Source organism: Curtobacterium sp. PhB146 (assembly GCF_004342995.1).
Taxonomy (GTDB): domain Bacteria; phylum Actinomycetota; class Actinomycetes; order Actinomycetales; family Microbacteriaceae; genus Curtobacterium.
Genome location: NZ_SMBN01000001.1, coordinates 711,157 through 723,225, shown reverse-complemented (window position 1 = coordinate 723,225; position 12,069 = coordinate 711,157). Strand labels below are relative to the sequence as shown.

Genomic DNA, 12,069 nt, shown 5'->3' with positions numbered 1-12,069 from the left:
CCCCCTACAGCCCGGCGCGGCGGGACTCGGCGAGCTCGACGAGCCGGTCGCGCAGTTCGTCGGCGTCGGTCGCGGGGATGCCGGGGATGCGGACGTTCGTGGCGGCCGCGGCGGTCACGAACTTCAGCTCGCTCATGCCGAGCGCCCGGTCGAGCGGACCGCGCGCCACGTCGACGAGCTGCATGCGTCCGTACGGCACCGCCGTGAAGCGCTGCCACATCAGGCCGCGGCGGACCACCAGGTCGTCGTCGCGCAGGGCGTAGCCGATCGCACGGACCCGGCGGGGCGTCAGCGCCGCGGTGACGAGCGTGATGACGAGCACCACGATGCCGATGAGCAGCCAGACCGTGCCGGCGCCCGAGCCGAAGCCGTCGTTCACGATCCCGATCAGGACCAGGCCGGCGGTCACCACGAGGCCGATCACCAGGGTCGTGATGAGTTCGGTCCACACGAGCTTCGCGGACACCCTGGTCCAGTCGATGCCGGTCAGGCCGAGGCCCGGCTCGTCGAGTCGTTCACGCGCCATCGCGGGCCTCCAGTGGGTGTGCTCGGGTCAGTTCGCCGTCGTGCGGGGTGTGCTCGGGTCAGTTCGCCGTCGTGCCGTTCCGGGGGTCGCCCGGCTCGTCGTCGTCGCTCGGAGGAGCGATGCACATGCGCTCTGCCACGAGTGCGCAGACCGTCAGTACGATCCCGCCCCCGACGGCGACCACGTTCGGCAGGGTCGAGCCTAGCGAAGGCGTCACCGAGCGGGTCAGGAGGTACACGACCAGCCCGATCGCGAAGCCGCCGAACAGGACGCCGCAGATGCTCGAGGCCTTCGCCAGCACCACCACGCGCGTGGCGTAGAGCGGGTCGACCGGGCGCTGCCGGCCCGCGCCCTCGCGGGCGTGCCGGCGGACGGGTCGCGCCATGAGCACGACGGCGACGCCGATGAACGCGAGCGTGATGCCGAGCGGCACTGCGAGCAGCAGCGTCGGCGACTGTCGCGACGCGAGCACCGCGTCGAACGCGAAGCCCGCCACCGCGGTCACGACGGCGATGCTGAACAGGGTGGAGAGACGGGTCGGCTTCACGGCTGGGTCACGTTCCCTTCGGTGGTGGCCCGGGAGGCGCGGGGCACGTCCGCGAACAGGCGCGGCTCGTCGACGCGCTCGGTGTCGTCCCCCACGGCGGCGAGCAGGTCGGCCACCGGCCCGGCGCCGGGCAGGACGGCCGCGGGGTCGGCGTCGAGCCACGGTGCGAGCACGAACGCGCGCTCGGCGGCACGGGGGTGCGGGACGGTGAGCGTGACGGTGTCGATGCGCAGGTCGTCCACGGCGACGACGTCGAGGTCGAGGGTCCGGTCGCCCCAGCGGACGTCGCGGGTGCGGCCGTGCTCGTCCTCGATGCCGTGCAGTGCGTCGAGGAACGCCTGCGGCTCGAGGTCGGTGTCGACGACCACGACGGCGTTGCGGTACCGCGGCTTGGTGTCGTCGCGGCCGTCCAGGGTGACGGCGACGGACTCGACTTCGTGGCTCGACGCCACCGGGTGGACCCCGGGCAGCGCGGCGACCGCTCGGGCGGCGGCGCGGAGGGTGCTCCCCCGGTCGCCGAGGTTGGCGCCGAGCGCGACGACGACGCGGCTCACTCTTCTTCCTCGTCCGGCACGGTCGCCCCGCGGGCACGGCGGATGGTGATCGAGACGTCCGTGAACGGCACGGTGATGGGTGCCTGCGGCTTGTGCACGGTGACCTCGGTCGCCAGGGCCGCACGGTGGGTGAGCACCGCGGCCGCGATGCGCTCCGCGAGGGTCTCGATCAGGTCCACCGGGTCGCGTTCGATCTCGGCGACGACCTGCTCGGCGAGCACGCCGTAGTGCACGGTGGCGTCGAGGTCGTCGCTGCCCGAGGCCGCGCGGGCGTCGAGTTCCACGGCGACGTCGACGACGAAGTCCTGACCGTCGGCACGTTCGTGGTCGAAGACCCCGTGGTGGCCGCGGGCGCGGACCCCGACGAGGCGGATGGTGTCGTTCACGAGCGAGCTGCCCTCCAGGCGTCCCAGACGTCGAGCACGGCACGGGTCGGTGCCGGGTCGTGCACGCGCACCCCCCACGCGCCGCGTTCGGCGGCGAGCAGGCTGATGGCGGCGGTGGCGAGGTCGCGGTCCTTCGGCGGGGCACCCTCGGGGCTGCCGACGCCATCCAGGAACCGCTTGCGTGATGCGGCGACGAGCACCGGCAGGCCGATCGAGGCGAACCGTTCGTAGCCGGCCAGGATCTCCCAGTTCTGCACGCCCTGCTTGGCGAAGCCGAGGCCCGGGTCGATCACGACCTGTTCCTGGCGCACCCCGAGGACGATGAGCTCGGCGACCCGCATCTCGACCTCGCGCCGGACCTCGTCGACGGCGTGCACGTACTCGGCATTGCGGTACATCCGGTCGCTGTGACCACGCCAGTGCATGACCACGAACCCGGCCCCGGTCGACGCGACCACGCGGGCCATGTCCGGGTCGGCCAGGCCGCCGGACACGTCGTTGACGATCGCGGCGCCGAGTTCGACGGCCCGTTCGGCGGTCGAGGCGTTCATCGTGTCGACGCTCACCGGGATGCCCTCGGCGACGAGCTGCCGGACGACCGGCAGCACGCGCTCCTGCTCGACCGGCACCGGAACGCGCTCCGAGCCCGGCCGCGTCGACTCTCCACCGACGTCGATGATGTCGGCACCTGCGGCGACGAGGTCACGCGCGTGCTGCACGGCGGCGTCGTAGGCCTGGTGCAGCCCGCCGTCGCTGAACGAGTCGGGCGTCACGTTGAGGATGCCCAACACCCGCGTGCGGTCCGGTGTCGGACCGCCGCGGGTGTCGAGCCGACGAGCACGTCTCGTCGGCAGGTCGGTCATGCCGGCCCCCTACGCCGGGGCGATACCCGGGTTGCCGAAGGGGCGACGACGGGGCTTCGAGGTCGACTCGCTGTCCGACTGGTCCGCTGCGGTGGCGGCGGCCTGCCCGGGCACGTCGATCGCGGGCAGGTTGCTCACCGGACGCTTGTCGCTGGAGAGCCACTGCGGGCGTTCCGGCAGCTTGCGGACGTCCTTGAAGATCTCCACGAGCTCCGGGGCGTCGAGCGTCTCCTTCTCGAGGAGCTCACCGGCCAGGCGGTCGAGGATGTCGCGGTTGTCGTTGAGCACCTGGTAGGCCTCGTTGTGCGCGGCCTCGAGCAGCGCACGGGTCTCGGCGTCGACGGTCTGCGCGATGTTCTCCGAGTAGTCGCGCCCGGTCCCACCGCTCATGTCACGGCCGACGAACGGCTCGCTCGACCCGGAACCGAGCTTGACGGACCCGACGGCCTGGCTCATGCCGTACTCGGTGACCATCTTGCGGGCGGTGCCGGTGGCCTTCTCGATGTCGTTCGAGGCGCCGGTGGTGGGGTCGTGGAACACGATCTCCTCGGCGACGCGTCCACCCATGGCGTAGGTGAGCTGGTCGAGCAGCTCGTTGCGGGTCACCGAGTACTTGTCCTCGAGCGGGAGCACCATCGTGTACCCGAGGGCACGGCCGCGCGGCAGGATCGTGATCTTCGTGACCGGGTCGGTGTGCCGCATCGCCGCTGCCGCCAGGGCGTGGCCGCCCTCGTGATACGCGGTGATCAGGCGTTCCTGGTCGGACATGATCCGGGTCCGACGCTGCGGGCCCGCCATGACGCGGTCGACGGCCTCGTCCAGCGCACGGTTGTCGATGAGCTGCGCGTTCGACCGGGCGGTGAGCAGCGCGGCCTCGTTCAGGACGTTCGCCAGGTCGGCGCCGGTGAAGCCCGGCGTCTTGCGGGCGAGCAGCTCCAGGTCGACGCTCGCGGCGAGCGGCTTGCCCTTCGCGTGCACCTCGAGGATCTGCTTGCGGCCGGCCATGCCCGGGGCGTCGACACCGATCTGGCGGTCGAAGCGGCCCGGACGCAGGAGCGCAGGGTCGAGCACGTCGGGACGGTTCGTCGCGGCGATGAGGATGACGTTCGTCTTGCCGTCGAAGCCGTCCATCTCGACGAGCAGCTGGTTGAGCGTCTGCTCGCGCTCGTCGTTGCCGCCGCCGATGCCGGCACCACGGTGACGACCGACGGCGTCGATCTCGTCGATGAAGACGATGGCCGGCGAGTTCGCCTTAGCCTGCTCGAAGAGGTCACGGACACGGCTCGCACCGACACCGACGAACATCTCGACGAAGTCCGAACCGGAGATCGAGTAGAACGGCACACCCGCTTCGCCGGCGACGGCGCGGGCGAGCAGGGTCTTGCCGGTTCCGGGAGGGCCGTACAGCAGCACGCCCTTCGGGATCTTGGCGCCGACGGCCTGGAACTTCGCCGGCTCCTTCAGGAACTCCTTGATCTCGTGGAGCTCCTCGATCGCCTCGTCGGAGCCCGCGACGTCGGCGAACGACACCTGCGGGTTCTCCTTGTTGTTGATCTTGGCCTTCGACTTGCCGAACTGCATGACCTTCGAGCCGCCGCCCTGGGCGCTCGAGAGCAGGAACCAGAACAGGGCACCGATGATCAGGAAGGGGAGCAGTACGCCGAGGAGCGACAGGAACCAGTTGCCCGTGTTCACGTGGTCGTCGTAGCCCTTGGGCAGGTTGGCGTCGTTGACGGCCTGGATGACCTCTTCGCCACGGGGCGTGGAGTAGTAGAACTGCTCCTGCTTGTCGCCGTCGCGGGTGATCATGTCGACCCGCTGCTCGGTGGAGTTGACGATGACGGACGAGATCTTGCCGTCGGCGAGCTGCTCGAGGCCCTTCTGGGTGCTGACCTCGGTCGTGCTGCCCTGGCTGATGACGCTCCAGCCGATGAAGATGCCCGCCAGCGCGATCAGCACGTAGAGGTACGGGCCGCGGAAGATGCGCTTGAAGTTCATGTGATCCGGGCGCGAGTGCCCGACACCTTTCTCTGCCGAAGTTGCGTGCAGGTCAGCATACGGCCGCGATTCTGTGGCGAGAATGGGTGTCCTCTGCGGGCGAACTCAACCCGAGGCAAGTACCCTCTGGACGGGTTACGAGTACACGTGCGGCGCCAGGACGCCGACACCGCGCAGGTTCCGGTAGCGCTCGTCGTAGTCGAGGCCGTAGCCGACCACGAACTCGTCGGGGATGTCGAAGCCCACGTACTTGACGTCGACCTCGACCTTGGCGGCCTCGGGCTTGCGCAGCAGGGCGACGATCTCGACGCTCGCGGCACCGCGGGACTGCAGGTTCTGCTTGAGCCAGGACAGCGTCAGACCGGAGTCGATGATGTCCTCGACGATGAGGACGTCGCGGCCGTGCAGGTCGGTGTCGAGGTCCTTGAGGATCCGCACCACACCGGACGACTTCGTGCCGGAGCCGTACGACGACACCGCCATCCAGTCCATCCGCGCCTGCATCTTGAGGTGCCGCGAGAAGTCCGCCATCACCATGACGGCACCCTTCAGGACACCGACGAGCAGGGGGTCGCGGCCCGCGTAGTCGGCGTCGACGACCGCCGCGAGTTCGGCGAGCTTGTCGTCGATCTGCTCGGGGGTGAAGAGGACTTCGGACAGGTCTGCCTGGACGTCGGAGAGTTCCACCGGTCCAGCCTAACCGGCACTGAACGACAGGCGGTCACCGGATCGCGACGCCCGGACGCCCGGCAGGTCGATCGGCCCCTGCCCGCTCCACTCCGTGACGAGCCGACAGACCTCGAGCGTCTGCACGCGCGACAGCGTCACGCCGAACTCGCTCTCCACCGCCAGGCGCACGAGTCGCTGCCGGAGCGCCGGCGGGTTCGCCCCGAGCGCCCGGACGGACAGGGAGATGCCGGCCTCGGAGTGTTCGGCGATGTCCTCCGCCAGTTCCTCGGCGAAGTGGTCGAGTGCCGCCGAGTCCTCGCGCAGCTGGTCGGCCGTCCGCGCCAGCGCCTCGGGCACCCCCGCACCGAGCTCGCCCTCGAGCACCGGCATGAGGGTGTTCCGCACGCGGACACGGGCGTACGCCGCGTCCTCGTTCTGCGGGTCGTGCCACGGCGCCAGCCCGGCGGCGGCGCACGCCTGCCGCGTGGCGTGCCGACGCACGGTGAGCAGCGGGCGGCCGTAGGCCGGCCCCTGGTCGCGCCGTGCGAGCGGCAGCATGCCGGACAGGCTGTCCGGCCCGCTGCCGCGCAGCAGGCCCAGCAGCACCGTCTCGGCCTGGTCGTCCAGGGTGTGTCCCAACAGCACGAGAGGCGACCCGGTGGCGGACGCGACCTCGGCGATCGACGCGTGGCGGGCCTCCCGGGCGGCGCCCTCCGGACCACCGTCGGAGCCGACCGCGACCCTGCGGACCTCGACCGGGTCCAGACCCAGCTCGGATGCCTGCCGGGAGGCGCGGCTCGCGACCGCCTCGGAGCCCGCCTGGAGCGCGTGGTCGACGACCACTGCCCCGGCTCGGAGCCCCTGCTTGCCCGCCTCGAACGCGGTGGCCGCGGCGAGCGCGAGCGAGTCCGGTCCGCCGCTCAGCGCGACCAGCACGAGGTCACCCGCGGTGACGACGCCGTCGTCGAGCGCGGTGGCGAGCAGGTCGCGGACCGCCAGGCGGGTCTCGGCGACGGCAGGGTCCAGCCGGGGACGCGGAGAGTTCACCCGGTAACGTTAGCCGCGCTCTCGGGACCACCGACAGCCCCACCGACACACCAGGAGTACAGACATGGCCGCGTACGACGTCGTCGTCGAGATCCCCAAGGGCAGCCGCAACAAGTACGAGGTGGACCACGAGACCGGTCGTGTCTACCTCGACCGCGTGCTGTTCACGTCGTTCGTCTACCCGACCGACTACGGCTTCTTCGAGAAGACCCTGGCTGACGACGGCGACCCCGTGGACGCGCTGCTGCTCCTCGAGTTCCCGACGTTCCCCGGCGTGGGCGTCAAGGTCCGTCCGGTCGGCGTCTTCAAGATGAGCGACGAGGCCGGCAAGGACGAGAAGGTCCTCGTGGTCCCCGCGAAGGACCCGCGCTGGACGCACATCCAGGACATCTCGGACGTCGACGAGCAGACGAAGGCCGAGATCGCGCACTTCTTCGAGCGCTACAAGGACCTCGAGCCGAACAAGTGGGTCAAGGCCGAGGGCTGGGGCGACGCCGCCGAGGCCGAGGCGATCGTGCAGGCCGGCCAGAAGGCCTACGTGCCCGCTGGTCACTGACGCTCCTCTGGCACAGAACGGCGCCCGCTCTCCATCCGGAGGGCGGGCGCCGTTCTGTGTCCGGGGTTGCTTTGCCGGGCGGGGTCGGGAGGGGTCGGGGGCGTACCTGGTGGGAACGGGCGTACCTGGTGCTCTGATCCGGGCAGGTATGCCCGATCCCGCTTGCTACCGCAGCCGCTCTGGGAAAGACCGGGCTGCGGGCTACAGGGAACCGCTCGGGCGGGCGACGTACGGCAGGAGCTGGCTCGGCGTCCAGACCGCCCGCTCGACCACACCGACGCCCGGTCGGGCCGCTTCGACCATCATCCCGTTGCCGGTGTAGATCGAGTCGTGGTAACCGCCGGAAGCGGTTCCGTTCGACGAGTAGAAGAGGATGTCGCCGGGCTGGCGCTGCGAGAGCGGCACGAGACGGCCGATCGAGCCGAAGTAGTTGTACTGCCAGACGACGTTGTGGCCGCCGGTCGCGATGCCCTGCGAGCTGTAGGCCATCATGACGAGGCCGGAGCAGTCCCAGGTGCTCGGGCCGGCACCACCGAGGACGTAGGGCTTCCCGAGCTGCCCGCGGGCGTACGAGATCGCACCGTCCGCCTTCGAGGGGCTGCTCGGGGCGGGTGCCGGAGTGCTGGGCGCCGGGGTGCTCGGCTTCGACGGCGTCGGCGTGCTCGGCTTGGCGGGAGCCGGGGCGGGAGCGGGAGCGGGAGCCGCCGGCGTGCTCGGCTTCGACGGGGTGCTCGGGCGCGACGGGGTGGTCGTGCCACTGCCACTACCGCCGCCGGCGCTCGGGTTGGTGGTCGAGGCGTTGCCGTTGCTGGTGCCGTTGTCGGTGCTGGTGCCGCTCGCGCCGCTGCCGCTGGCCGTGCCGGTGCCGCTGCTGCTCGTCTGGGCCGCCAGGGCGGTCTCGGCCGCCTTGGCCTGCTGCGCACTCCAGTACGCGCTCTCCGTTGAGACGCTCGTGCCCTTGAGGTACGCGAGCTGGCGGAGGACCTCGTCCTGCTGGTCCTGCTGCTTCTGCACCCGGGCCTGGGCGTCGGCGGAGACGTCGTTGGCGGTGGCGAAGGCGGTCTTCGTCGCCTCGGTCGCCTTGCTCAGTGCCGTCGTGGCCACGGACTGCTGGTCGGCGAGCGAGTCCACGGTCTTCTGGTCGGAGCGGGCCTGGGCCAGGATCGTCGCCGATCGCTCGGACAGGTGCGACATCGTGCCGACGCGGTAGAGCAGGTCGCCGGAGTCCGAGGCGTCCGTGAGCATCGTCGTCGACAGGTCGCCGCCGCCCGTGCGGGACAGCTCGACGACGAGCGCGGCCACTTGGCCCGCGGAGTCGTCCGCCTTGCCCTTGGCCCGCTTCGACTGCGCGGACAGGTCGGCGAGGGTGTCCTTCGCCTCCTGCTGCTGCGAGGCGGCGAGGGCGTACGCCTGCCCGGCCTGCTGCTCGACGATGCCCGCGCGGTCCGCGGCGGTCTGCAGCGAGGTCAGCCGGTCGCTCAGCTCGTCCACCGTCTGCTGCGCGTCGGCGGCATCCGACTTCGCGGCCTTGACGTCGTCCCAGGACGGTGCCGACGGCGCGGCCTGGGCGGGTCCGGCGATGACGACCGACAGTCCGATGCCGAGCACGGCGACGGTGGCGATCCCGCAGGAGAACGAGCGAGTGGACAGGGTCATGGCGGGGTCAACGCATCCCGGCTGCGCTGATGCTCATACCGAGATCCCCCGCGCTGCCATGAAGGGGACCGGGTCGACGGCAGCACCGTTGACCCGGGTCTCGAAGTGGAGGTGGCACCCGGTCGACCAGCCGGTCGAACCGATCTTGGCGATCTGCTGCCCGGCGGTGACGTGCTGGCCGCTGGCGACCATGATCCCGCCGTCGACGATGTGGCCGTAGGCCGTCGAGATGCCGCCGCCGTTGTCGAGGATGACCTCGTTGCCGTAGCCGCCGCCGTTGCCCGCGAAGGTCACGGTGCCGTCGTGGGCCGCGTAGATCGGGGCGTAGCAGGCGGGAGCGAGGTCGACCCCGGCGTGCAGTGCCGTGTAGTGCGTGTACGGGTCGACGCGGATGCCGTAGCCGCTGGTCTGGAAGCCGCCGGCCGGACGGACCCACCCAGCAGAGTTGGCCGTCCCGCCACCGGTACCACCCTGGCTCGTCGCCGCGGCCTTCGCGGCTGCCTTGGCCGCAGCAGCGGCGATGCGGGCCTGCCGGGCCTTCTCGGCGGCGACGCCCTTGCGGTAGTCGGCCTCGACACCGCGCTGCTTCGTGGTGAGGGCCGTCAGCTGGGCCTCGAGCCGCGACTCGTTGTCGTTCTGGGCGTCGACGGCGGTCTGCGCCGCGTCGGCAGCACCCTGCGCCTGCTGCATCTTCGACTGGGCCGCGTCGGCGAGGTCGCCCAGCGCCGCCTTGGCCTTGTCCGCCTTGTCGGCCTGCGCCTGCGCGGTGCCCCGGTCCTGCGACGCCTGCGAGTAGATGCCGTCGGCCTGCTCACTGAGCTTCGACATGGCGCCGAGCTCGTAGAGCAGGTCACCGGAGTCCGAGGGGTGCGTGAGGATGTCGGTCGTCACGTCGTTGGCGCTGGCCCGACCGAGCTGCGCGGCGAGCTGACCGGCCTGCTCCTCGGACTGTGCGGCGGTCTGCTCGGCGTCGTCCGCCTGGGACTGGAGCGTCTTCTGCTCGAGGGTCGCCTCGTCGTACTTGTTCTGTGCCGCCTGGTAGGCCTCGCCGGCGGCCTGTGCGGCCTTCTGCTTCGCAGCGGCCTCGGACTTCAGGGTCGAGATGAGCGACTTGATCTCGGTGACCTTCGCCTGCTGGGCACTCGTCGAGGACTTGGCCTTCTGCACCTCGGACCAGCTCGGGTAGCTCGCGGCACTGGCCGACGTCGCCGGGGCGAGGACCGCGAGGGTGCTTCCGGCGAGCACGACAGCGACCGCGGCGGCGACGAGGCGGCTGCGGTTGCGGAGGGAGAGCGAAGGTGAGGTCGACATGTATCTCGATTTCGTAACAGCGCGGCAAGGCTCACGCACGTAACACTGTTAACAGACGCAACAGTAACAACAGGTGTCGCAACCCCACAGCCCCTCGGACGAGGGGCGTGGAGCCGACGACGATGCTCGCACCGCAACCTCGACACCCGGTGCCGGGCGGGCGCGACACGCCGGGGATTCCGCGGGAACGCGGCCCGATTTGCGAACCCCCGGGGGCATCCGTATGCTTGTCCATCGGTAGCGCGAAGCACCACTTGCGGCCCTATCGTTTAGTGGCCTAGGACACCGCCCTTTCACGGCGGCAGCACGGGTTCGAATCCCGTTGGGGTCACTCTCCGAGTGAGCGAGCAAGTAGTACTGAGCAACACCACAGCAATTCAACATGGCCCTGTAGCGCAGCTGGTTAGCGTGCCGCCCTGTCACGGCGGAGGTCGCGGGTTCAAGTCCCGTCAGGGTCGCCACGGCTGGATAGCTCAGTTGGTAGAGCGTTCGACTGAAAATCGAAAGGTCCACGGATCGATGCCGTGTCCAGCCACCGGTGAAGGCCCCCTGCTTCGGCAGGGGGCCTTTTCCGTTGTCTGAGCCGTCTGGCCCGGGTCGGCGCTAGGCCTCGCGGGTCTTCGGGCTGCTGTCGTTGGTCTTCGCCGGGTCACGCTCGACCACGGCACCGAGGGCATCGTCGATCCGGCTGAGCAGCTCCGCCGGGATCGTGACACCGGCAGCGCCGGCGTTGTCGTGCACCTGCTCCGGACGCGACGCCCCGATGATGGCGCTCGCGACGTTCTCGTTCTGCAGTACCCAGGCGACGGCGAGCTGTGCCATCGACAGGTCGAGCTCCTTCGCGATCGGCTCGAGCTCCTGCACCGAGGACAGCACCTCGTCGCGCATGAACCGCTTGATCATGTCCGCTCCGCCCTTGTCGTCGGTGGCGCGTGACCCCTCGGGCAGCGGCTGACCCGGCTTGTACTTGCCGGTCAGCACGCCCTGGGCGATCGGGGACCAGACGATCTGCGAGATGCCGAGCTCCTTCGAGGTCGGCACGACCTCTTCTTCGATGACCCGCCACAGCGCCGAGTACTGCGGCTGGTTCGAGATGAGCTGGAACCCGAGGTCCTTGGCCAGCGCGGCGCCGGCACGGAGCTGCTCCGCGGTCCACTCGCTCACGCCGACGTACAGGACCTTGCCCTGGCGCACGATGTCGGCGAAGGCCTGCATCGTCTCCTCGAGCGGCGTCTCGTGGTCGAAGCGGTGCGCCTGGTACAGGTCGACGTAGTCGGTCTGCAGGCGGCCGAGCGAACCGTCGATCGACTCGAGGATGTGCTTGCGAGACAGCCCGGTGTCGTTGTGCCCCTTCGGCCCGGTCGGCCCGAACACCTTCGTGGCGATCTCGAGCGACTGGCGACGCTCCCCCTTGAGGGCTTCGCCGAGGACGGTCTCCGCGCCGGTGTTGGCGTAGACGTCGGCGGTGTCGAACGTCGAGATGCCCACGTCGAGGGCGGCCCTGACGCAGGCGATGGCCGCATCGTTCTCGACCTGGGATGCGTGGGTGAGCCAGTTGCCGTAGGTGATCTCGGAGACCTTGAGGCCCGAGTTGCCGAGGTAGCGGTACTCCATGTGCGTGTCACTCCTGTCGTGGCCGCGTCGGTGCGGCTCGACCCGTGACGGTAGTCCCCAGGTCGGAGCCAAAGCACAGCGGTCCTCCCCCGACCACACGTCCGCGGTTTTCGAGGAACCGGGCACATGATCGGTATGGACCTCGAAAAGATGATGGAAATTGTCACAGCTGAAGTAGTCAGGGCTACGGCCCATGGACTCATCGAGTTGCTCTTCCAAGTACCTCGCTGTAGGACACAGGCCACTCGGCTCCGCGCCGTTCTCCGCGCCCGCTCCGACAAGGAGGTGCAGGATCGGAGGGGTTCGGCGCAGGGCTGCGCCGCGGAGAGCGAGGGAGCATCC

The 12,069-nt window shown here is 70.2% G+C and carries 12 protein-coding genes and 3 tRNA genes; 4 read left to right on the top strand and 11 right to left on the bottom strand.

The genetic code is table 11. The annotated features are described in order from the left end of the window. Positions 1–4: 4 nt before the first annotated feature. From EDF33_RS03595 to tilS, 8 genes are all read right to left on the bottom strand, one after another. Positions 5–526, bottom strand: coding sequence for a PH domain-containing protein (locus EDF33_RS03595; RefSeq protein ID WP_111086938.1), 522 nt, complete (start codon positions 524–526; stop codon positions 5–7). A 58-nt stretch (positions 527–584) separates the two neighbouring features. Next, positions 585–1,073, bottom strand: a complete 489-nt coding sequence (locus EDF33_RS03590; RefSeq protein ID WP_131880917.1) for a DUF3180 domain-containing protein — start codon at positions 1,071–1,073, stop codon at positions 585–587. Next, a complete protein-coding gene (gene folK / locus EDF33_RS03585; protein ID WP_132099300.1) occupies positions 1,070–1,627 on the bottom strand; it encodes a 2-amino-4-hydroxy-6-hydroxymethyldihydropteridine diphosphokinase in 558 nt (185 codons plus the stop codon). The genes EDF33_RS03590 and folK overlap by 4 nt, the downstream gene beginning before the upstream one ends. Further along, entirely contained in the window at positions 1,624–2,013 is a 390-nt protein-coding gene (gene folB / locus EDF33_RS03580; protein WP_123294543.1) for a dihydroneopterin aldolase, read from the bottom strand. The genes folK and folB overlap by 4 nt, the downstream gene beginning before the upstream one ends. Next, positions 2,010–2,876 carry a dihydropteroate synthase gene (gene folP / locus EDF33_RS03575; protein ID WP_185021087.1) on the bottom strand — a complete coding sequence of 289 codons (867 nt, stop codon included), beginning with the start codon at positions 2,874–2,876 and terminating at the stop codon, positions 2,010–2,012. Before folP ends, folB begins: the two co-directional genes overlap by 4 nt. Before the next feature lie 9 nt (positions 2,877–2,885). After that, complete coding sequence (gene ftsH / locus EDF33_RS03570) at positions 2,886–4,874, bottom strand: ATP-dependent zinc metalloprotease FtsH (protein ID WP_123294542.1); 1,989 nt, start codon at positions 4,872–4,874, stop codon at positions 2,886–2,888. Between the two features lie 135 nt (positions 4,875–5,009). Next, complete coding sequence (gene hpt / locus EDF33_RS03565; protein ID WP_111086933.1) at positions 5,010–5,561, bottom strand: hypoxanthine phosphoribosyltransferase; 552 nt, start codon at positions 5,559–5,561, stop codon at positions 5,010–5,012. Positions 5,562–5,570: 9 nt separating this feature from the next. Further along, complete coding sequence (gene tilS, locus EDF33_RS03560) at positions 5,571–6,590, bottom strand: tRNA lysidine(34) synthetase TilS (RefSeq protein WP_132099299.1); 1,020 nt, start codon at positions 6,588–6,590, stop codon at positions 5,571–5,573. Between the two features lie 64 nt (positions 6,591–6,654). Here tilS and EDF33_RS03555 point away from each other — a divergent pair, with 64 nt between their 5' ends. Next, positions 6,655–7,146, top strand: a complete 492-nt coding sequence (locus EDF33_RS03555; RefSeq protein WP_123294540.1) for an inorganic diphosphatase — start codon at positions 6,655–6,657, stop codon at positions 7,144–7,146. 201 nt (positions 7,147–7,347) lie between these two features. Here EDF33_RS03555 and EDF33_RS03550 read toward each other — a convergent pair whose 3' ends face one another. After that, positions 7,348–8,802, bottom strand: a complete 1,455-nt coding sequence (locus tag EDF33_RS03550) for an NlpC/P60 family protein (protein WP_132099298.1) — start codon at positions 8,800–8,802, stop codon at positions 7,348–7,350. A gap of 33 nt (positions 8,803–8,835) precedes the next feature. Beyond that, positions 8,836–10,113: a M23 family metallopeptidase gene (locus EDF33_RS03545; protein ID WP_132099297.1), complete on the bottom strand. Its 1,278-nt coding sequence runs from the start codon at positions 10,111–10,113 to the stop codon at positions 8,836–8,838. Positions 10,114–10,371: 258 nt separating this feature from the next. Between EDF33_RS03545 and EDF33_RS03540 the strand changes: the two genes are divergently transcribed. The 3 genes from EDF33_RS03540 (at position 10,372) to EDF33_RS03530 (ending at position 10,648) form a co-directional block, all read left to right on the top strand. Next, a tRNA-Glu gene (locus tag EDF33_RS03540) sits at positions 10,372–10,444 on the top strand. Between the two features lie 53 nt (positions 10,445–10,497). Further along, positions 10,498–10,574 (top strand) — tRNA-Asp (locus EDF33_RS03535). Position 10,575: 1 nt separating this feature from the next. Further along, positions 10,576–10,648 (top strand) — tRNA-Phe (locus tag EDF33_RS03530). A 68-nt stretch (positions 10,649–10,716) separates the two neighbouring features. Here EDF33_RS03530 and EDF33_RS03525 read toward each other — a convergent pair. After that, on the bottom strand, positions 10,717–11,727 hold the full coding sequence (locus EDF33_RS03525; RefSeq protein WP_132099296.1) for an aldo/keto reductase family protein: 1,011 nt from the start codon (positions 11,725–11,727) through the stop codon (positions 10,717–10,719). Positions 11,728–12,069 lie beyond the last annotated feature (342 nt).

Excerpts from the sequence above, each read along its gene's own strand:
- EDF33_RS03595 (WP_111086938.1), bottom strand. The coding sequence starts at position 526 with ATGGCGCGTGAACGACTCGACGAGCCGGGCCTCGGCCTGACCGGCATC.
- folP (WP_185021087.1), bottom strand. The coding sequence starts at position 2,876 with ATGACCGACCTGCCGACGAGACGTGCTCGTCGGCTCGACACCCGCGGC.
- ftsH (WP_123294542.1), bottom strand. The coding sequence starts at position 4,874 with ATGAACTTCAAGCGCATCTTCCGCGGCCCGTACCTCTACGTGCTGATC.
- EDF33_RS03555 (WP_123294540.1), top strand. The coding sequence starts at position 6,655 with ATGGCCGCGTACGACGTCGTCGTCGAGATCCCCAAGGGCAGCCGCAAC.
- EDF33_RS03550 (WP_132099298.1), bottom strand. The coding sequence starts at position 8,802 with ATGACCCTGTCCACTCGCTCGTTCTCCTGCGGGATCGCCACCGTCGCC.
- EDF33_RS03545 (WP_132099297.1), bottom strand. The coding sequence starts at position 10,113 with ATGTCGACCTCACCTTCGCTCTCCCTCCGCAACCGCAGCCGCCTCGTC.
- EDF33_RS03525 (WP_132099296.1), bottom strand. The coding sequence starts at position 11,727 with ATGGAGTACCGCTACCTCGGCAACTCGGGCCTCAAGGTCTCCGAGATC.